This window comes from Pseudoalteromonas sp. NZS11, from assembly GCF_015864765.1.
In the GTDB taxonomy this organism is placed as follows: Bacteria; Pseudomonadota; Gammaproteobacteria; order Enterobacterales; family Alteromonadaceae; genus Pseudoalteromonas; species Pseudoalteromonas arctica.
Genome location: NZ_JADYWP010000001.1, coordinates 100,650 through 121,877, shown reverse-complemented (window position 1 = coordinate 121,877; position 21,228 = coordinate 100,650). Strand labels below are relative to the sequence as shown.

Below are 21,228 nucleotides of genomic sequence, written 5' to 3'. Positions count from 1 at the left end.
GTTAGTTTTCATACCATGTTTTTAAAAGCTGACGGCTTTCACCTTGTTGTTTTTTCCAAGTATCGGGCATAACAACGGTTGGTTTGATTAAAATAATTAGTTCTTTTTTCTCTTGGCGTTTACGAATACTTTTGAATAAGTTGCCAAATATGGGGATATCACCCAGCACGGGTGTTTTTGATTCTTCATCCTGTGTTGACGTTTGCATCAAACCACCAATAACCACTATTTCGCCACTTTGAGCGCGAATAACGGTATCTGACTCTCGAATGTTGCTTTGCGCTAGAGGTAACTCAAAACGTTGATCGTCTAAAGTAATTACTTTTAGCTGCTCTTCTGTTTCAGTTACTGAAGGGTGAACATGCAAAATAACTGAGCCGTACTTGTCAATTTGCGGCGTTACATCAAGCGCAATACCAGAAAAGAACGGTGTTAAATCAATCTCAGGCGAGGTAGTTGTAGCAGTACCAGTTACCGTCGTACTTGATACATTAGTAACAAAGTATTCGTCTTGCCCTACTTTTATAACTGCTTTTTGGTTGTTTGTAGCCGTAACGCGAGGGTTAGATAACATTTGCACATCACCTTGGGTTTCTAGCAAATTAATAACCCCGTTAAAGTCACCCTTTTGAATTGTCAGCGATGACGCTCCGCCAATGGCAGCCGAAATACTATTACTAATTGTAGAACCCGCTGTTGTAGCAAACGAAATACCGCCTTCTAAACCACTGGCTATGCGCTCCCAGTTGACCCCTTGTTGGTACTCATCTTTTAAGGTTACTTCTATTATTTTTGCTTCTAGAATAACTTGGCGTTGCAGGTTTTCTTGGCTTTGACGTAAAAACTCTTTTAGCTGACTAATTTCGCTTGGTAATGCATTTACGGTTACCAAACTAGCTTGTGGGCTTGCAACAACATAGCGCCCATCGCTTGCGCCAATTAAAGACTTAAGGGCAACTTCTAATTCCTTCCAAAAATCGTTTTTATTAATTGTTTGGATTCGAGAACCATTCAAATCTAAGCTTTGATTATCGCCGCCAAATTCACTATTTTGCTGGTTACTATTACCTGAACTTGAACCACTCGAACCACTGCCACTTTGTGCAAATTGACTCACCCCACCAGCAACAACACTCACTGTAGACTGACCATGGCGTTGCATCATTAAATAATTTACAGGTATTGTTTCTGTGCGCATTTTGGCTGGTAGTACTTGTACAATTCGTCCTTCATTAACAATATCTAAAGGATACATACGCTTAATAACATTAATGACTTCATTAAACGTAACGCTTTTAAGATTTAAATTAATTGTGCCATTTACCTCAGGATGCACAGCAACACTAAAAGGGGTATCGTCTGTTAAGCCTGAAAAAAAAGCGCCTATTTCGACATCATTTGCTGCGACATCAAAACGCTTTATAGATAAATCATCACTTATAGTTTGCTCATTATTTATAGATGACAATAAGCTTTGTGTAAGTTCGCTTGGCATTTGTAAAGGCACAATTACTTTAGGCTCTGTAGGTCTTTCAGATAACTCTTGCTCTATATGATTTTTAACCTCTTTACCTGGTTTAAAGCTATGGCACGCAGTTAAAAATGTAGGTAACAATAGAAGAACAAGCCACGGATGAGATAAATTATTTTTTAATTTCATAGTCATATAATTCTAATTTTATTTGTTTATCATCATTTGCTAACACAACCTGTTTTGAGTTAATGCTTAGCACCCGAAAATCATCTACAGCATCACCAACTCGATAAATATGGCCTGAAATAATGGCCTTAAATGCTGTACTGTTTTTAATAATAGATTGCAATTTAAGTCCTGTACTTTGCTTAACTGGACTATTGTTACTCACGAACATATTTGGCTGAGTCGGATCGCGAAGTTGCGCAAGCGCACTCGGTGCTAAAGCGAACAAAAGTAATAAAAAATATAAATTATAATGCGATAAATTTTTCATTAGCGCTCACTGTAGCAATTTGTAAAGTTAATTCAGCTTGAGGGTACTCTAGTACCTGATAACTAAACTCTTGTATTAATAACTTATCTTGATTATTTTTTAATGCGGCTAAATATTTTTGTAAGCTAAAGTAGCTACCTTGCAAAGTAACTACCATCTGATGCTCAAAAAATAATGTTTGCGTATCATGTTCACCTAGTTTTTCTACATCGATAGCCCGTGCTGGTTTGACATTAAAGCTACTCACTTTTACGTCGCTACTATCTACGAGCAAATCTTTTAAAACGGCAGGTACATTTTTAGCAGCTACAAAGCCTTGGCTAAAACTATTAAGTTGATTATTTATTTCGGCTAATTCATCTCTGGTTTGTGCAATTTGACCGCGTAAAACCTTAGTGTAGTCGTAGTTTAGTGCTTGGTTTAACATGGAGAGTTGCGCATTTATCTGCTGTAACTCTTGCAGCGTTGTATTGTGCTTTGAACGTATGTTGGCAGCTTCATCTTGCTGTGGAAAAATAACGAACCAGAGACCGAGGTAAATCACTATAAACAAACCAACAAATAAGGTGGAATACTTCTCACGTTTTTGCAGCGATGCAAACTGAGCTTGGTATTTGACCCATAATGGCCAACCTTTATTTTTATTATTCTGGCTACTTGTTGTTTGGCTCATGGTTTATCGCCCTCATCACTAAGGTCTGTCGCTACATTAAATTCACTCACACCTGCTTGCGTAGATAACTCTAAAACTGAAAACTCTTTATCAATAAAAAATGGCGACTGTTTTAAATTATCAAACCAAATTGGTAAGAATTTTGATTGCGATGTTTGACCTTGAAGCGTCACACTCTGCCCTACAAACTTAATGTGGGTCAGCCAAATCTTAGGTTCATGATACTTCGCTAAATCGTGCATTACCTGTGCGTAATCGGTTGCAGACTGATCTGAACTTTGTTCTAAATAGCTAAATATTTGCTGCTTGTGCAAAACCTCTTGCTGAAGTGTTTTTAGCTCATTAATAAAGAGTGTTTTATTTTGCTTCTCTGCTAACTGCTGTTTTACAACTTCTAACTGAGCTTTTCCTTGTTTGAGGTATTGCCTATTTTGTTCTAAATCAAGCTCACTAGAATATGTTTTATAACTGTAAAAAGCCCACGTGATTGCAATAATTAATAGCGCACCTAACCACAACGTAATCATTCCAGACAAAGGAACTGGGTCTCGCCGTACGCGTAAGGTTTTTTGATAAAAGTTAATCCGGGTTTTCATAGCACAGACTCAGGATCTGTTAATTGATAGGCTGCCCCAAGCGCATAATAAAAATTTGGCTCTAATTGCTGCGCTAATTCTAAGTTAGGCTCAAAATCTACAACTTTTACTTGTAAAAACTCTGCAAGCCCGGCTCTAAGAGTTAATGAAGATAAATCATCGCACTGTAACTGAATACTGCGAATTGGTGGTTGCTTGAGCTGGCTTTCAAAAAAGTCCATAGAACGCTGAATTTCTAATCCTAATGCTTCTACCAATTCTTGATTTTGATCCTTATCTGAAATACCTAAAAAACCATTTAATCGCCTAGCTAATACTAATTGCCCATCACGAATAATTAAGATTCGAGGTTCATGATTAGCATGTTGCACAATCAGCATATGCGCCTCTTTGTGTGAGCCAAACAAGGTAACTAAAACCATTTCTTCAGAGGTCATTGCACGCAAAACAGGTTTAGTTTGTTCAAAACTGTCTATAAACGGAAGTAGTTGCAGCTTATTCGTAATAAACACATTCATTTTGCTGCTTTGCATCGGTAATGTTATTGGATAATCGATAAAATCAGCCACAATATTTTCAGGCGCTATATCAACTAAATCTTTTGTAGTCCAAGGGAGTGACTGAATAATTTCTTCATCACTAAGGTTTGGTTTATCCATTTGCACTATTTGATAAAAGTAGTGCGGTATGACTAAATTAACTGCACAAATATCAGTAGAAACCTCATTTGTACAAGCAACAATTGCAGCGGTATAATCGGTTTGCTCAGACACATTTACACTGTGAGAACTGTGAACCATCCATTGGTCGCGTTGTTTTTTTAAACATACTGCGTTAACAGTATCTGCGTAAGTTGCAACACCAATAGCTGTATTTGGATCTAAACTACGATTTAACCATGAAAACAGCTTTTCTTTCATATAGCTACTATTGTTAATTATGTATGAAATAAGTGTCGTACATTTTAACTACTTTGCCAAATTGAAAACCAACAAAATGCATGAAACATTCAAAATAGATGAAAATAACTATATTCAACAAATAGATAGCTCGTTTCTAAAAAAGAGAAATATTTATTTAGGTATAAAACGTGATGATTTGCTCCATCCGCTAATAAGTGGCAATAAATGGCGTAAATTAAAATATAATTTAGCGTACATGCAAAAGATAAATAAAACAGAACTCCTGACTTTTGGTGGTGCGTTTTCAAACCATATTCACGCCTGTGCAGCTGCCGGAAAAGAATTTAATATAAAAACTCGCGCGATTATTCGCGGACCTGAACTGGATAACAACAACCCAACAATCCAATTTGCAAAACATTGTGGTATGAACCTACATGTAGTTAATCGTATAGAGTATCGAAAACGCCACGACACCGATTACCTTAATGCACTGCAAGAGCGCTTTCCAAATGCTTATATTATTCCTGAAGGTGGTACAAACGAGCACGCCTTATTAGGATGTAAAGAGTTAGTACAAAGCTTACCTGAGCATAACTACTTAGTGTGCCCCACTGGCAGTGGCGGCACGCTTGCTGGATTAATCGAAGGTAGCGCTCCGACAACAAAGGTAATAGGCATTGCGGTATTAAAACAAGCTGATTATTTAAATGAAGAAATTAAAAAGCTGAGCACTAAAGCCAATAATCAAACTAACTGGCAGTTACTCACCGAGTTTCATGGTGGTGGCTATGGTAAGTTTTCACCTGAGTTATGGCAGTTTTGCCAAGATATGAGTCGCACACATAATCTACCGCTTGAGCCTATTTATAGCGGAAAAATGATGTATGCATTGTGGCAACTTATTGAGCAAGATTATTTCCTATCTGGGAGTAAAATTATTGCGGTTCATACTGGCGGGCTTCAGGGCTTGAATGGACTTAAATATAGAGGGTTAATTTAATTAAATACCGCTTGCGTAAACTCTTGAAGTGGCTCTGAAAAGTAAAACCCTTGAGCTCCCACCACTCCCAATTTGGCAAGCGTAAACAACTCTTTTTGAGTCTCTACACCAACGGCATACACAGGTAAATTTAAGAGGTTAGCGGCTTCGACTATCTTTTTTATTTGCCTTTGATTTTGAGTTTTTTCATTTAATAAATGAATTAGTTCGTATGATAATTTAAGCCCGCATACTTGGTTATAATCAGCTAATACCGCTATTTTCTCACTACTTTTTACATTATCAATCACAACTTGTGAACGGCTTTTTTTAATTATATTTAGTGCATTAGTTATCGATTCTCTATGAGTAAAAAACTCAGCCTCACTTATTTCAAATTGTAATTTAGCACTTAATTTAAGCTCTGCTATTTGACTAGGTAACCATTCCCAAAATACATTATTAAACCAATTTTTAGGGTGTAGATTTACACTAACTGTTAAGGCCGAAGATTCACTCAGCATTAGCTTTTTAACTTGTGTTATTACTGCTTTATCTAATATTAAAGCGTCTTGATTACTATAAACCTGATTAATAAAATAACGAGCAGCTAGTAAACCAAGTTGGCTATGCCTAACCCTAATAAGAGCTTCATGTTCTAAAATTTCCCCGCTAGAGAGCTCAAATAAAGGCTGGAAGAATAATATAAATTTATTCTTTTTAATATTTTCGATAACTTGCTTACTAGAAAGTGGTTTTTCTTGACAGTAATTTAACGCTAAGCGGTGAGAATGCTGCACTAAGCTGTTTTGCGATAGCATAAGTGCTGATTTTGCTAACTGATAAACCGCAATTTTATCTGCGCCTAATCGATAGTCGCACGCACCTATTTTAATGTTTTTATGAGTCATACTTTTTTGATAATTTTGGCATAGTAAAAACACGCTCTGATGGAGCTTTTCAACGTAGCTGTCTAACTCGGGAGTAGGTATATGTGGCAAGGTGACGGCTAAGTAACTGGAATTTAGTATTTTTACCGACACATCTTTAAATTCAGTCAATTTTCTAGTGATTAACACTTTAAAAATAGCTTCTTTATCGGTTTTCTTATCAAAGTCACATTCAATGAGTAAAAATAAGCTATGTGATGCTGTATTACCCCCATACAAAGAACTTAATTCGCATTTTTTTACTTGTTTAATTAATCGTATTTTATTTTGTTTTTGTTTAATAATTTTAGTAGGTTGTATCATTGTATTTTTAGGCGTAATTTTGCGGCTTACATTCAATAACCCCCACCAGCGATAAGACCAGCTAGCTGCGCCTAATATGATCAAGTTTAGCAATATAAATAAGTAACTTTGTGTTACCCAAGCAGGATAATGATAGAGGCTCAAACTTAATGTTTTATAAGAAAAAACTTCGCGCTCTATATTTACTAAATGCCTAAAATGCTCTGCAGGCTTTGGCACTTCCAACACAAAACCTTCACTTTTAGCTAATGCGGCCAACACTTCATTGTTTATAGAAGGAGATAAATTCAGCTCGTAAACTTGTTTAACGAACTGCTGGCCAGAAGCATGAACTTTTTGATGTAATGCATCATTTAAAATAAAATTAAAACTAATAAGTATCATCAAAAATAAGACAAAAGAGATACCTGTGAAGTACTTTAAAAGCCAGAGTTTACTCTTTTGCATAGCCTGCCACTCGTTAAATTATTAACTAAAGTGTTGTTCAATATCTATAGAAGTACAAGGTCATAAAGCAAGTTTAAACATTTATTACTACATTCAATAAAAAGCCTCGGATAAACGAGACATAATAGTTTAAATTAGTTAGGTATTAGATAAAAGCCTACATGGGGGCTGTTTAAAAGTCTGTGTCATTTCAGCATTATTAAATAGATGGACTGATAATTAATTTAATTGCTCATACATAATTTTACTTCGCACTAATTGAGCGAGTGTTTTAGCACCTAATTTTTCCATTACATGAGAGCGATGAACTTCAACTGTGCGTTCACTAATACTAAGATCGCACGCGATTACTTTATTCATTGCCCCATCAGTCACTCGTTCAAACACTTCACGTTCTCGACTCGACAACGATTCAACATTAATCTTATTTTTATGCTTATCGAGTGATTTTTCATGTTGTTTTTCATCAAGTACCAATGCCTCATTAATACGGTCAATCAAGTGCTGTTCATTAAATGGTTTTCTAATAAAATCAATTGCTCCTAAACGCATCGCTTCTACAGCCATCGGGATATCACCATGCCCGGTAATAAATATTATTGGTAATGAGCAATTTAAATCTTTAAGTTTTTGTTGTAGCTCTAAACCACTCATTTTAGGCATACGTATATCCAATACTAAGCAACCAGCCATGGTTTCATTATATACATCCAAAAACGCAGCGCCTGAACTAAAGCTCTGAGCGTTAATATCAATAGAGTCTAGTAGTATTTCAAGCCCTTCACGAATACCTTCATCGTCATCAATTATAAAAACGCTTTGCTTATCGCTCATAAACGACTCCTCTATTATGTGTTGGCAAAGTAAACATAAAAATAGCTCCTGTTGGCTTATTGTCATAAAAGTGAATATGCCCACCATGTTCTTCAACAATGCTTTTAGATATAGATAGACCGATGCCTGTGCCATTTTCTTTGGTTGATGAAAAGGGTTTAAATAACTTCTCTCTCATTTCTTCAGGTAACCCTGCACCGGTATCAGCCACTGATATCTCAACATATTTATCTTCATTCAATTTTATTTCGAGCTCTATTTTTGAATCATTTTTATAAGCATTTAACTGCATAGCTTCCATACCATTGCGTAATAAATTAAGAATAACCTGCTCTATTTGCACCCGATCAACAAACACATCAATTTGTTCATCACATGTAATTATTCTGACAGTAATATTGCGAAGTCGCGCTTCTGATTCTGCTAGGTTTGTTACTTCTTTTATTAAAAATATACAATCAATGACTTCTTTTGATCGTTGCCCTTTTTTGGTCATTAACTGCATACGCTCAATAACGGCTCCCGCTCGACGAGAGTGTAAACTTAGTTTTTCAAATATTAAGGGGAGTTTGTCAAACCTCCCTTTCTCACAAAAGTTTTTTGCCGTCTGAGAGAAAAGAGAAATAGCCGTCAGAGGTTGATTTATTTCATGTGCAATTCCTGCTGCCATTTCACCCAATGCATTGACCCTTTCGGTATGCGCTAATTGTTCAGTATGAAGCCGAGCTTGGTCTTCTGACGCACGTTGCTTGGTAATATCTCGAATCAAACCTACAAACATTGTACTTTCATGATTCTGTATTTCACTTACAGATAAGTGAATTGGAAATGTTGTGCCATCTTTATGCTTAGCTACAAGCTCACGACCCACACCAATAATATGCGTCTGCTTCGTTTTTAAATATTGAGCTAAATGCTGGTCATGGTGCTTGCTAAATGATGTAGGCATTAATATTGTTACGTTTTTATCTTTTACTTCATCTGAGGTATAACCAAACATAGCTTGCGCAGCAAAATTAAAACTTTGTATAAGCCCGTATTGATCAATGGTAATAACGGCTTCAACAACTGAATTTACTACCGCATCAGAGAAAGCATAACTACTAATTAGGTCAGCTTCAGCCTGCTTAATAGAGGTAATATCATTAATAAATCCTTCAATAATAACTTCACCATTAAAAATAGAACTAACCGGTCCTCCTTTTTCCCACACCAATTTGATCCCACTATTTTTGGTATTAATTCTATATTCAAGTTCAAAGGAGCATTTTTCTTTGACAGCTTCTGTAAGTGACGCCTGTACTCGCTCATAATCATCTGAATGTATTATTTCCCTCCACAGCATTCTATTTTTTTTAAACTCAGCTCGAGAATAACCAGTTAAACTTTCGCACCCATCACTAACCAGTATCATAGGCCAGCTCATAGTATTAAAAGACTGATATGCCATGCCGGGAAGGTTTTTTAATAAATATTCAATCTTATATCGCCCGTCTTTTATTTTACTGCGTGCAAATAAATAAGTATAAGCAGCCAACACAATTAAAAAAGCAATAAAAATACCAAGTGAAATTAAAATTCTCATGATTTTATAGTGAGCAATATACAAAAACTCATCACTAGGCGATATGCTTATCTCCCACTTATGACCTTGTAAATCATAGGATGCTTTTTTATCCCAAATGCTTGTAACAGGAAATGAATTTGCTTGATCTGAATATACTTTTTGCCCATCAATAAACAGCGTAAAATGATATTCCTTAAGTAAAAAAGCAGGCACAACTGTTTTAATATAAGGTTCAAAAATCAACGCACTTGCAATAAAACCTTCTAGTTTTTGACTCCTTACATTCGTGTTAAAAACAGGAATATATATTCCAAGCCCCTCTCCACCATGAATAGATTGCAAAGGTGTTGTGACGACTGCTTGTTCTGTATTTTGTGCTTTTATTGCGGCTAACAATGCAGGCGGATTTAATGCCAAATCAAAATCAATGGCTATTTCATTACCTTGCTTTGGTATTATTTTTCGCACATGTAATGATCTATCAATCCAACCTATGGCTTGATAGCCATGTTGCGAATCGTACAATGTTTTACTGATTACTTCCCAATCACCTTGTGGCATATCGCTTGATATAGAAGACAACTTAGATAACTCTGACAGTGATGTTATTCGCCCTTCCAAATCATCTTTAAGCAGTGTTTTAATACCTTGGGCAGTATTTTGCGTTACTCGTTCAATATGGATTCGCTCTTGGGAATCTATATGAAATACTATAAAAATCATTAAACACGTAACCAGTATTCCTACTATTATTGCGTACAATAAAATAGCTAATTGGGACGAGGAAAATACTTTCGATTTTTTATCACTGTAATTCATGATGAATTTAAACTAGCGCCTCGTTGATTAATAACTAGTGCGTTTACCCACTACGCACTGCATTATTTTATAATCCTTTATCACTCCCATCCGCGTCAAGAACTAACTGGGTGATTAAAAATAAATAAAATCAAATAATTACACTTTCAAGATGTGGATTCCCACATGTATTTACGTAGCATCACGAATAGCCTCACTTTAGTACTTGTTTTACCATAATTATACACGCAGCTTCTAAGCGTTATTCATTTTAAAATAAGTGTCTTATTTAATTTAACTGAGGATATTATCATGAGCTATGCAACAACAAATCCATATACAGGTGAGGCTGTAAAAACCTTTCCTGATGCTACTGATGCTGAAATTACTCAAGCGATAGAAGATGCCGATTCTGCATTTCAATCATGGAAAAAAACACCTTTCTCTTCTCGCGCTAAAATAATGCAAAAAGCAGCTGATTTATTACGTAAAGATGTAGTTAGTTACGCCAACTTATTAACTCTAGAAATGGGTAAAATAACATCAGAAGCAAAGGCTGAAGTTGAATTATCTGCAGCCATTTTAGAGTACTACGCAAATAATGCTGAGAAACTGCTCGCATCAGAAAAATTACCCGTTGCAGATCCAGCTGAAGGCGAGGCAATTATTATCCATGAACCACTTGGTGTATTGCTTGCCATTGAGCCATGGAATTTTCCGTATTATCAAGTTGCTCGTATTATTGCGCCGCAATTGTCAGCGGGTAACACTATGCTACTAAAGCATGCGGGCATTGTTCCACAATGTGCAGCCGCATTTGAAGCACTTATGCTCGAAGCTGGTCTGCCTAAAGGCGCTTTTAAAAACCTATACGCCGCACATTCCCAAACAGAAATGATCATTTCTCATCCATTGGTTCGTGGTGTTGCACTTACCGGTTCTGAAAGCGCTGGTGCAATCGTGGCTTCTACCGCAGGTAAAGCACTTAAAAAGTCTACATTAGAACTTGGTGGTGCAGATGCATTTGTTGTACTTGCTGACGCTGAAATGGAAAAAACGGTTAATTGGGCTGTATTTGGTCGTCATTGGAACGGTGGACAAGTATGCGTATCATCTAAGCGAATGATCATCGAAGATGAAGTTTATGATGAGTTTGTTGAACTTTATACTGCTGGTGTTGCTAAGTTGCAAGCAGGCGATCCACTAGATCCAACTACAACTTTGGCACCATTGTCATCACAAGGTGCAGCTGATGAACTAAAAGTTAAAATTAACGAAGCGATCAAGCTTGGTGCAACTGCCACTGAAGTGGGCCCTAAAGTACCTAGTCAAGGCGCCTTTGTACAACCCACTATTTTAACGAATATTAGCGAAGATAATCCGGCTCGCAACTGGGAATTCTTTGGTCCTGTGTCTATGTTATTTCGTGCAAAAAATGAAGATGACGCAATTAGAATTGCGAACGACTCTCCATTTGGCTTAGGTGGCTCTGTATTTACGTCAAACCCTGATCATGGCTTAGAAGTTGCTAAAAAAATATCTACCGGCATGGTGTTTGTAAACCATCCAACGATGGTAAAAGCCGACTTACCATTTGGTGGTGTTCGCCGTTCTGGTTATGGTCGTGAACTAATTGGCTTGGGTATTAAAGAGTTTGTTAACCACAAACTAATCGACGTTGTTGACATTGATGCGCCATTTTAAATAGCGCAGTTTAATAAAAACCCCTTAAATATTAATAGGAACGATTATGAATAACAAAATGAAAGCAGCCGTTGTTGAGCAATTTGGCAAACCTTTAGTTCTACGCGATTTAGATATTCCATCACCTAATGCAGGGAAAATATTAGTTAAAACAGAAGCCTGCGGTGTATGCCACACAGATTTACATGCAGCAAACGGTGATTGGCCATTAAAACCAACTCCACCATTTACTCCTGGCCATGAAGGCATTGGGCTAGTTACCAAAATTGGCGAAGGTGTTACAAGCGTAAAAGTAGGCGATAGGGTCGGTGTTCCGTGGCTATATTCAGCTTGTGGACACTGTGAATTTTGCTTAAGTGCTTATGAACCAGTATGTCCTGATGCTGAGTTTGGTGGCTACACTAAAGATGGTGGTTTTGCCGAGTATATTATTGCCGATCCTAATTACGTTGCACTTATTCCTGATGGCTTATCAGCAGTACAAGCGGCCCCTATAATTTGTGCTGGTATTACAACTTACAAAGGTATTAAAGAAACCGATGCTAAACCAGGTGAGTGGGTAGCAATTTCAGGTTGTGGTGGACTTGGTCATTTAGCGATTCAATATGCCAAGGCGATGGGTCTTAAAGTGTGTGCGATAGATATTGATGACGGTAAGCTTGAACACGCAACCTTACTTGGCGCCGATGCAGTCGTAAATGCTAAAACAGATAATGCAGCAGACACCGTAAAAGAAATAACGCAAGGTGGCCCCCATGGCGTACTGATTACGGCTCCTTCCCTACCAGCATTTGAGCAAGGGGTTAATATGACCCGAAAACACGGTACATGTGTTTTAGTTGGCTTACCGCCTGGTGAGTTTCCGACGCCATTATTTGATGTAGTAGCAAATTGCATCACTATTAAAGGATCATTTGTTGGGAACCGCAAAGATATGGCCGAAGCGCTCGCTTTTGCGGCACAAGGCAAAGTTAAGGCGGATATTGAATTACAGCCTTTAAGCGCTATTAATGAAATATTTGAAAGACTCGAACATGGCAAAGTACCATCTCGTGTAGTTATTGATTTTACACTTTAAACAGTAATAAATACGGTGGATTCATGTTAGTAAATAACATATTTCATCGTATCGCTAATTCCATAACGCCTAGATACATATTAATTCCTCTTCATGGCATTTAAATCGAGGTTCGACAATGAAAGTTGGTGTTCCAAAAGAAATCCACACTGGCGAGCGACGAGTCGCGACGACCCCTGATGTAGTAAGTAAATTAACAAAGCTTGGTTTTGATGTTGTCATTGAAACTGGTGCAGGAATGGCGGCTAATTACGCCGATGATGCGTATGGTGAAGCTGGTTGTAAAATAGTTAACTCAGCACAAGATGTATGGGCACAGTCTGATATTGTACTAAAAGTACAAGCACCTGAAGGTGATGAAAATACATTACTAAAAAGCGGACAAACATTAATCTGTTTTTTATGGCCGGCACAAAACCCAGAGATGCTAAAAGATTTAACTCAGCGTGGTATCACCGCCATTGCAATAGATAGCATTCCTCGTATTTCTCGGGCACAAAAAATGGATGCCCGCAGCTCAATGGCCAACATATCAGGCTATCGTGCAATTGTAGAAGCAGCTCAACATTTTGGCCGGTTTTTTACCGGACAAATTACAGCAGCAGGAAGAGTTGCTCCCGCCAAGGTACTTGTAATTGGTGCCGGTGTTGCTGGTTTAGCCGCTATTGGGGCTGCAAAAAGTATGGGCGCAATTGTTCGCTCATTTGATACGCGTGCTGAAGTAAAAGAGCAAATTGAAAGCATGGACGCTGAGTTTTTAATGCTCGACTTTAAAAATGAAGACGGCTCAGGCGAAGGCGGTTACGCTAAAGTAATGAGCGATGAATTTATCGAAGCCGAAATGGCATTGTTTGCAGCGCAAGCTAAAGACGTTGATATAATTGTTACTACTGCACTCATACCCGGAAAACCAGCGCCTAAATTGATCACCAGCGAGATGGTTGCATCAATGAAGAGCGGCAGCGTAATAGTCGATCTTGCAGCCGAACAAGGTGGAAACTGTGAATTAACAGTTCCGGGTAAGGTTGCCGTATGCCATGGTGTATCGATTATTGGTTACACCGATTTACCAAGTCGCCTTGCTGCACAATCGAGCCAATTATACAGTAATAACTTATACAACCTGTTAGCCGAAATGACCCCAGAAAAAGACGGCAAACTCTTTGTTGATATGACAAACGATGTTGTTTTAGGTGCAACTATATGTACTGAAGGAAAAACTACTTGGCCGCCACCAGCGCCAACACTATCTGTAGCTCCTAAAAAGGTAGCCGCGACACCTATTTCTACCCCCACTATTGTTGAGAAAAAGAAATCGGTATTTGGACCTATTATTGGCGCTGCTATCGGTGCATTAGCATTGCTTGGGCTTGGTGGTGTTGCACCCGCTGATTTTATGTCTCATTTTACCGTTTTTGTCTTAGCCTGCTTTGTAGGTTATATGGTTATTTGGAGTGTATCGCCTGCACTACATACGCCTTTAATGAGTGTAACCAATGCCATTTCAAGCATTATTGTTATCGGTGCTTTAATTCAAATAAGCTCAACAGACGACACCATTAAATGGTTAGCTGTTTTTACCGTGTTAATTGCGAGTATTAATATTGTTGGCGGCTTTGCTGTAACACATCGCATGCTCAAAATGTTCCGTAAGTGAGGTTGTCATGATTAGTACTGGTATTGTAACCGTGGCGTACATTGCTGCGATGGTTCTTTTTATTTTGGCTTTAAACGGCCTATCCAATCAAGAAACTGCCCGTAAAGGTAATTGGTATGGTATTTCAGGCATGGTTATTGCGCTTTTTGCGACTGTTTTAGGTGTTGTTACCAATAACTATATTGAGTTGATGATTGCATTATTAGTGGGTGGCAGTATTGGCTTACTTGTAGCAAAACGAGTGCAAATGACTGAAATTCCAGAGCTGATTGCTATTTTGCACAGTCTAGTCGGACTCGCGGCTATAATGGTTGGGTATGCTAACTTTGCGGATGCTTCTAGTCATTTTTCAGGAATTGATTTGACCATTCACGATATTGAAACCTATATAGGTGTTTTAATTGGTGCTATTACATTTTCAGGTTCAATTACCGCTTTTGGTAAATTATCTGGTCGAATAGGCAGTAAACCTTTAACACTACCAGGGCGACACATATTTAACCTTGTTTTATTAGTTGCTGTAGCGTGGCTTGGGCAGCAATTCGTTGTGCAGTCTGCTGTTGGTAACGGCATGTTCCCACTGGTTATTATGATAGCGCTTGCTTTAATTTTTGGTATTCATATGGTGATGGCAATTGGCGGTGCCGATATGCCGGTTGTTATATCTATGCTTAATAGTTATTCAGGCTGGGCCGCTGCCGCAACAGGCTTTATGCTAAATAACGATTTACTCATTGTAATTGGTGCATTAGTTGGTTCAAGCGGCGCTATTTTGAGCTATATAATGTGCAAAGCTATGAACCGAAATTTTTTATCCGTCATTGCCGGTGGATTCGGTAGTAGCAATGTAAAAGCTTTACCTGCAGGGGATCAAGAACAAGGTGAAGTACTAACAATCAGTGCAATCGAAACAGCAGAGCTGCTCATGAGCGCAAAAGAAGTAATGATTATTCCTGGATACGGAATGGCCGTTGCAAAAGCGCAGCAAATAGTCTCTGAACTCACAAGTAAATTACGTGAAAAAGACATTAACGTGCGCTTTGCAATACACCCTGTTGCAGGACGAATGCCTGGACAAATGAATGTATTATTAGCTGAAGCTAAAGTTCCTTACGACATTGTTTTTGAAATGGATGAAGTAAACGACGATTTTCCACAAGTTGATGTTTCACTTGTTATTGGTGCGAACGATATTGTAAACCCGTCAGCACTTGACGAACCAAATAGCCCTATCGCCGGCATGCCAGTACTTCAATGCTGGCATGGTAAAGCGTCTATCGTTTTAAAGCGCAGTATGGCAACTGGTTATGCTGGGGTACAAAATCCATTGTTTTTTAAAGATAATACACAAATGCTCTTTGGAGATGCCAAAGACACGTTAGTCGAAGTTGTTGCTGCACTATAAAAATAACGTTGCAAAGCCGTGGAGGATTCCATGGCTTTGTTATTTTTGCATTACTTAGATTTTATATTTTTGAGATCCGCTTAATTGCCGTGATTATAACTAGTTAAACTACCTATTAAACCTTTGAGTCAAATTCTATTTTAAGTTATTCAAAACAGGCTCAAGCAACGGGAGATATTACGACAGGCATTTGATATATATAATTATTAAATCACTTTAATGGCTCAGCTATTTATTTAAACAGCGGATTATAGTTTCACGTAGATTTTGCGCTTTAATAGGCTTTGCAACATGGGCGTTCATGCCAATGGATAAGTATCGTGTAATATCATCTTTCATAACATTAGCTGTTAAAGCAATTATTGGAATATTTGCGATTGCTTTGTCACTATCGCTACGAATAATTTTACTCGCCTCAACCCCGTCCATAATAGGCATATGAATATCCATCAAAATAATATCGTACGATTGTGATTTCACGGCTTGAATACATTCTAATCCATTGTCAACCAAGTAAATTTGAGCATCAGCCTTCTCTAGTATGTTTGTAACAATTAGTCTGTTGATAGAGTTATCTTCCACAACCAATATTTTTATACCTGCCAGCGACGCTTCACTTACGGTGTTTACTATAGGTACTTCATTGAGAGGGCCTATTACTTTACTTTCAATCGCCTCATACAAAACACTCGTGTATACAGGTTTCTGCAAAATAGTTTTTATACTTACTTTTTTGGCTGCATTATTAAGTAAACTTTCGTCACTCATTATAAGCACAATCGTGTTGTTATAAAGTTGAGGGTTAATATTGAAAATGCGTATTAAAAAAGTTTCGCTACTCATTGATGGCATAGCCCAGTCGACAATAATAACTTTAAATTTCTCTTTATTGTGTTCAATAATATCAATAGCTTGTTTAGCAGATTGACAGGCCGTACATACCAGCCCCATAGCCGTTAGCTGATTTTCAATTACCTTAAGATCATCTTCATTATCATCTATAATTAATACCTCAAACGAATCAGCAAAAGTTAGGTCGGGAGTGTTATCAATCAACGCCTGGTTATTCAATTTCACCTTAATCGAAGCTATAAATTCACTACCTACACCTTGAGTGCTTTTTACCGTTATATCCCCACCCATCGATTGGCATAAACGCTTACTTATAGTTAAACCTAAACCTGTGCCGCCAAACTTCCTGGTTGTAGAGCTGTCAGCTTGAGTAAAAGATTCAAATAAATCAACAAGGCTTTGCTCGGCAATTCCAATACCGGAATCCTTAACAATGAAATACAAACAAGCGCTCTTAGGATCAGCTAACGATCTTTTTGATTCTATTAATACCGATACAAAGCCCTGTGTAGTAAATTTAATTGCGTTAGAGCATAAATTTAGCAGTACTTGGTTTATTCGAACTACATCACCTATTAAATCGAGTTTAACCTCTTTACCAATGACAATATCAAATGTGATCCCTTTGCTTTGAGCTAGCTCATCAAAAGTTGCTTTGATGTAGTCAACAACCGAATTTACAGAAAAAGGAAATTCCTCAAGGTTAATATTTCCAGACTCAATTTTTGAAAAGTCTAAAATATCGTTAATAACTACAAGGAGTTGATCTGAAGAATATTTAATTTTATTTAAATAATGCTCATATTCCCCAGGCAAACCTTTTTCGAGCAAAATATTGGTTAAGCCAATAATCCCACTCATAGGAGTTCTAATTTCATGACTCATATTTGCTAAAAATTCAGACTTAGCGGATGTCAGCTTTTCGGCCTCTTCTTTGGCTTGCAACAGTTCTTCAGTACGCTGATCAACGCGAGACTCTAATCTTTGCTTTTCTTCATCAAGCTCTTTTAAAAGTTGAATGCGCCGTTGATTTAAAAACAATACGAAAACTAAAAAGCTGCTAAGAATAAAAATAATCGCAGTAGCGCTGTAAATTAATGTTTTATTTTGCTCAAAATAGGTTGGCTCGTAATAAGATATGATCGACTTTTCTGGCAAGCTTTGTGGAGCTATATCGAACTTGTTTAATTGACGCCAGTCATAAGCGTAAACACTTAGCCCTTCACCACTGATTTCACTTAAGCTTTTATTTTCATTGTATAAAATTATCGAATCGGCAATACGTTCGCCTATTTTTTCACCCGACAACACATACCCACCAACAACACCTGAGCCTAATAGTACCTTCCAATAACTAAAAACGGGCGCTGAACTTGCTTTTGCTAATTGCTCTACGAGCTGATAAGGGCTAAGGGATTTATTATCGTAATGTCTGAAAATGGGTGTAAACAATATAATTGAATCATCTGGCGCATTTTTTACTTTAGTGAGTAGCTCTGGCATTGAAAGATCAAACCACTTCTCTACGTCTAAATACGAAAAGTCACGGTTAATAACCGAAAAGAGCCCTCGATAAAAGCTCATCCCAATATCGTTTTTTGTATCTAATATAACGATTAATTTTTTAGGCTTCATTAAATTAACAGCGCTTGCTGTTGCTTGCGCGTAATCTAATTTAGCTTGGATCACTGCTCCGTTAGTATTTTTAGGCAAACTAAATTGAGCGCCTGGTTCCAAATATATTCTTGGAGCATTTATAAAAAAGTCATCTAATTGCGATAAAAGTACTGTTGCAGAAGGAGACTGAGTAACAATGATATCGATGTGCTTATTTTTATATTTTTGTTTGAGGTAGTCCTTCATTAACTGTTTTTGATTTGCTTCATCGAATCGGTTTACATCCATATTTTCAACGAAGAGTTCATAACTAAAAGAACGTTCTATAAGTTTTTTACGCAGTCCAGAATCAACACTTTTGTGCCAAGGCATATCTTGGTTTGTTGAATTTATAAATAACACATGAGTAACATTTGAAGAAGGTTGAGCGTTTGAAATTGGACTCACAAATTGAAAAACAAGAAATAAAAATAAGATATTAGTTTTCATGTTTCTCATTGTGTAATCAAGGTAAAAGTCTTTTAATGGTAAGTGTTAACGATATATATATCAATTAAATAAAATGTAAATACCACCATAATTTAACATGTTTACTAATACTATTTCATTTTATTGCTTAATGACGATATTCATTGATAGTTCTGGGTTGCCCTCACTACACAACTCGTATAAAAAAACCCCGTATAAACGGGGCTTTTCTGTAATAAATCTTTACACTGTAAAGGTTGGAAAACTAAAACGGGATATCGTCGTCAAAATCAATGGTTGGTTCCATTGGGTTTGATGCGCCACCTTGCGGAGCACTTTGTGGTTTAGGAGCGAAACCACCTTGCTGTTGTGGTGCACTTTTTTGCTGTGGTGCATAACCACCTTGCGGCTGATATTGATTACTTTGCTGCTGTGGTGCTGGAGCCGGTTTTGGTTGTGCTGCTGGTGCGGCTTGTTGCTGCGGATTATAGCCACTTTGCTGTGCGGCTTGGCCTTGGTTATTTTGACCGTAACCACCGCTTTGTTGACCACCTTGCGGCTGATTACCTTGGTAACCACCACCTTGTTGTCCACCTTGCGGCTGATTACCTTGGTAACCACCACTTTGCTGATCGCCACCACGTGCGCCTAACATTTGCATTTGACCAGTAAAGCCATCTACAACTATTTCTGTAGTGTATTTTTCTTGGCCTTGTTGATCGGTCCACTTACGTGTTTGAAGTTTACCTTCAACATAAATTTGTGAACCTTTACGACAATATTCACCAACAATTTCAGCTAATTTGCCAAAGAACACAACACGATGCCATTCAGTTTTATCAACCATTTGGCCAGTGTTTTTATCTTTATAGCTATCCGAAGTTGCTAAGGTAATATTTGCTACACCATTGCCGTTAGGCATATAACGAACTTCAGGATCTTGCCCTAAATTACCAACCAAAATTACTTTGTTCACACCGCGTGCCATGGAACCATCTCCTATAAATGTTAGATTAAACCAGCTACTTTACGTGCTTGGTCTAGGTCAAATTCTTTATCATTAATCTTTAAATAGCTGCGACTTTCATCGCGAACCACAGTTGCTTCTATTACGCCTGGTAAAGCAACTAACTGAGAAGCAAGTGTTTGAGCATGCTCTTCAGAATCTAATTTGGTCATTAAACTAATAACTTTACTTTTGGGTGGGACTTGCATTTTCCACGCAATAATAAGCCATATTAACCCAACAAGTGCCGCTGCCGCAAACACAGCTTGCGTCGTTGTAGTTTGCGCTACATAACCACCTAACATACCGCCTAAAAAGGCGCCTAAAAACTGACTAGATGAGTAGCCACCCATTGCTGAACCTTTTTGGCTTGCAGGTGCTATTCGCGATACAAGCGCAGGCATAGTGGCTTCTAAAAAGTTAAACGCCACAAAATAAAGCAGCATACACACAGCAATGCCTACTACACTATTAACCCATACCGACATTGCTAGCATACTAATAGTTAACAAGGCTACTGAGCCAATAAATGCTTGTTTTTCTTTCTCTTTTTTAATGGCCACAATCATTATTGGTACCATTAATAAAAATGCTAAAAATAGCACTGGAATATATAAATACCAGTGATGGTCGGCAACTAAGCCATCTTTAATTAATTGACTCGGCAGTACGACAAATATTGTGGTTAGCGTTAAGTGTAATAGCAATACACCTGCATTTAATCGTGCTAACTGAGGGTGCTTAATTAGTTTTTTAATGTCGCTAAAGCTTGCTAATGTATCGCCTTTGGGCGCTTTATTTACCGCATTTGGCACTAGCATAGTCACTATAAATATACCAAAAACAGCTAAAATAGCAGTCAACCAAAATACACCCGCAATACCCCACGAAGCTGCAACAATTGGCCCAAGTAGCATAGCAAAGGCAAAGCTCATTCCTATGCTCATACCAATAACGGCCATTACCTTTGGTCGTTGCTCATCGCGGCTTAAATCTGAAGCAAACGCGAGTAGTGCACTGGCTATTGCGCCCATACCTTGTAGAGCGCGGCCTACGGTAACCATTTGAATAGAGTCAGCTAATGCAGCAACTACAGAGCCAATAGCAAATACGACTAAGCCACCAACAATAACCTTTTTACGACCAATTTTATCGGATAATCGACCCATAGGTATTTGCAATACGGCTTGCGTTAAACCATACGCACCAATGGCAAAACCAATCCAAATAGGCGAAAAACCTTCAAGCGATTGTCCATAAATAGCCAATACAGGCATCAGCATAAACAAGCCGAGCATTCTAAATGCAAACACACTCGCCAGCGATACTGCGGCGCGTTTTTCTCGTGAATTAAGTGAAGATGCGGTCATTATCTGCGTGATCTTACTCTATGAAAAATTGAGGTTGGGATTCTACCAT

16 protein-coding genes are annotated in these 21,228 nt (G+C 37.8%); 5 read left to right on the top strand and 11 right to left on the bottom strand.

Features of this window, described 5'->3' with window-relative positions; genetic code table 11:
• Nucleotide 1 precedes the first annotated feature (1 nt).
• The 5 genes from mshL to I6E82_RS00470 are packed head-to-tail and all read right to left on the bottom strand — an operon-like array spanning nucleotide 2 to nucleotide 4,159.
• The gene (mshL, locus tag I6E82_RS00490) at nucleotides 2-1,660 is read right to left on the bottom strand and encodes a pilus (MSHA type) biogenesis protein MshL (RefSeq protein WP_197116772.1); all 1,659 of its coding nucleotides are present in this window, start codon (nucleotides 1,658-1,660) and stop codon (nucleotides 2-4) included.
• The gene (locus tag I6E82_RS00485; protein WP_197116333.1) at nucleotides 1,644-1,970 is read right to left on the bottom strand and encodes an agglutinin biogenesis protein MshK; all 327 of its coding nucleotides are present in this window, start codon (nucleotides 1,968-1,970) and stop codon (nucleotides 1,644-1,646) included. The genes mshL and I6E82_RS00485 overlap by 17 nt, the downstream gene beginning before the upstream one ends.
• Nucleotides 1,948-2,643 carry an agglutinin biogenesis protein MshJ gene (locus tag I6E82_RS00480; RefSeq protein WP_197116331.1) on the bottom strand — a complete coding sequence of 232 codons (696 nt, stop codon included), beginning with the start codon at nucleotides 2,641-2,643 and terminating at the stop codon, nucleotides 1,948-1,950. Before I6E82_RS00480 ends, I6E82_RS00485 begins: the two co-directional genes overlap by 23 nt.
• The gene (locus tag I6E82_RS00475) at nucleotides 2,640-3,239 is read right to left on the bottom strand and encodes a PilN domain-containing protein (RefSeq protein ID WP_231616841.1); all 600 of its coding nucleotides are present in this window, start codon (nucleotides 3,237-3,239) and stop codon (nucleotides 2,640-2,642) included. Before I6E82_RS00475 ends, I6E82_RS00480 begins: the two co-directional genes overlap by 4 nt.
• Nucleotides 3,236-4,159: an MSHA biogenesis protein MshI gene (locus I6E82_RS00470; protein ID WP_197116329.1), complete on the bottom strand. Its 924-nt coding sequence runs from the start codon at nucleotides 4,157-4,159 to the stop codon at nucleotides 3,236-3,238. The genes I6E82_RS00475 and I6E82_RS00470 overlap by 4 nt, the downstream gene beginning before the upstream one ends.
• Nucleotides 4,160-4,235: 76 nt before the next feature.
• Here I6E82_RS00470 and I6E82_RS00465 point away from each other — a divergent pair, with 76 nt between their 5' ends.
• A complete protein-coding gene (locus I6E82_RS00465; RefSeq protein WP_197116327.1) occupies nucleotides 4,236-5,144 on the top strand; it encodes a 1-aminocyclopropane-1-carboxylate deaminase/D-cysteine desulfhydrase in 909 nt (302 codons plus the stop codon).
• Here the strand turns inward: I6E82_RS00465 and I6E82_RS00460 are convergent.
• The 3 genes from I6E82_RS00460 to I6E82_RS00450 all read right to left on the bottom strand — a co-directional run bounded on the left by I6E82_RS00460 (nucleotide 5,141) and on the right by I6E82_RS00450 (nucleotide 9,947).
• Nucleotides 5,141-6,760, bottom strand: coding sequence for an EAL domain-containing protein (locus tag I6E82_RS00460; protein WP_197116325.1), 1,620 nt, complete (start codon nucleotides 6,758-6,760; stop codon nucleotides 5,141-5,143). The two genes, I6E82_RS00465 and I6E82_RS00460, sit on opposite strands and share 4 nt — an antisense overlap.
• 282 nt (nucleotides 6,761-7,042) lie before the next feature.
• Complete coding sequence (locus tag I6E82_RS00455; RefSeq protein ID WP_197116323.1) at nucleotides 7,043-7,657, bottom strand: response regulator transcription factor; 615 nt, start codon at nucleotides 7,655-7,657, stop codon at nucleotides 7,043-7,045.
• Nucleotides 7,647-9,947 carry a PAS domain S-box protein gene (locus tag I6E82_RS00450; protein WP_231616840.1) on the bottom strand — a complete coding sequence of 767 codons (2,301 nt, stop codon included), beginning with the start codon at nucleotides 9,945-9,947 and terminating at the stop codon, nucleotides 7,647-7,649. Before I6E82_RS00450 ends, I6E82_RS00455 begins: the two co-directional genes overlap by 11 nt.
• Nucleotides 9,948-10,334: 387 nt before the next feature.
• On the opposite strand from I6E82_RS00450, the gene I6E82_RS00445 reads away from it, so the two are divergent.
• The 4 genes from I6E82_RS00445 (at nucleotide 10,335) to pntB (ending at nucleotide 15,866) form a co-directional block, all read left to right on the top strand.
• Nucleotides 10,335-11,726 (top strand): NAD-dependent succinate-semialdehyde dehydrogenase, encoded by a 1,392-nt coding sequence (locus I6E82_RS00445; protein ID WP_197116319.1) that lies wholly within the window; start codon nucleotides 10,335-10,337, stop codon nucleotides 11,724-11,726.
• A 58-nt stretch (nucleotides 11,727-11,784) separates the two neighbouring features.
• A complete protein-coding gene (adhP, locus tag I6E82_RS00440; RefSeq protein ID WP_197116770.1) occupies nucleotides 11,785-12,804 on the top strand; it encodes an alcohol dehydrogenase AdhP in 1,020 nt (339 codons plus the stop codon).
• 118 nt (nucleotides 12,805-12,922) lie between these two features.
• Nucleotides 12,923-14,461 carry a Re/Si-specific NAD(P)(+) transhydrogenase subunit alpha gene (locus tag I6E82_RS00435; protein WP_197116317.1) on the top strand — a complete coding sequence of 513 codons (1,539 nt, stop codon included), beginning with the start codon at nucleotides 12,923-12,925 and terminating at the stop codon, nucleotides 14,459-14,461.
• A 10-nt stretch (nucleotides 14,462-14,471) separates the two neighbouring features.
• On the top strand, nucleotides 14,472-15,866 hold the full coding sequence (pntB, locus tag I6E82_RS00430) for a Re/Si-specific NAD(P)(+) transhydrogenase subunit beta (protein WP_197116768.1): 1,395 nt from the start codon (nucleotides 14,472-14,474) through the stop codon (nucleotides 15,864-15,866).
• 228 nt (nucleotides 15,867-16,094) lie between these two features.
• Here the strand turns inward: pntB and I6E82_RS00425 are convergent, their stop codons facing one another.
• The 3 genes from I6E82_RS00425 to I6E82_RS00415 all read right to left on the bottom strand — a co-directional run bounded on the left by I6E82_RS00425 (nucleotide 16,095) and on the right by I6E82_RS00415 (nucleotide 21,179).
• On the bottom strand, nucleotides 16,095-18,824 hold the full coding sequence (locus I6E82_RS00425; protein ID WP_197116315.1) for a response regulator: 2,730 nt from the start codon (nucleotides 18,822-18,824) through the stop codon (nucleotides 16,095-16,097).
• A gap of 244 nt (nucleotides 18,825-19,068) precedes the next feature.
• A complete protein-coding gene (gene ssb / locus I6E82_RS00420) occupies nucleotides 19,069-19,791 on the bottom strand; it encodes a single-stranded DNA-binding protein (RefSeq protein WP_007586300.1) in 723 nt (240 codons plus the stop codon).
• Nucleotides 19,792-19,811: 20 nt separating this feature from the next.
• The gene (locus I6E82_RS00415; RefSeq protein WP_010553785.1) at nucleotides 19,812-21,179 is read right to left on the bottom strand and encodes an MFS transporter; all 1,368 of its coding nucleotides are present in this window, start codon (nucleotides 21,177-21,179) and stop codon (nucleotides 19,812-19,814) included.
• Between the last annotated feature and the right edge of the window lie 49 nt (nucleotides 21,180-21,228).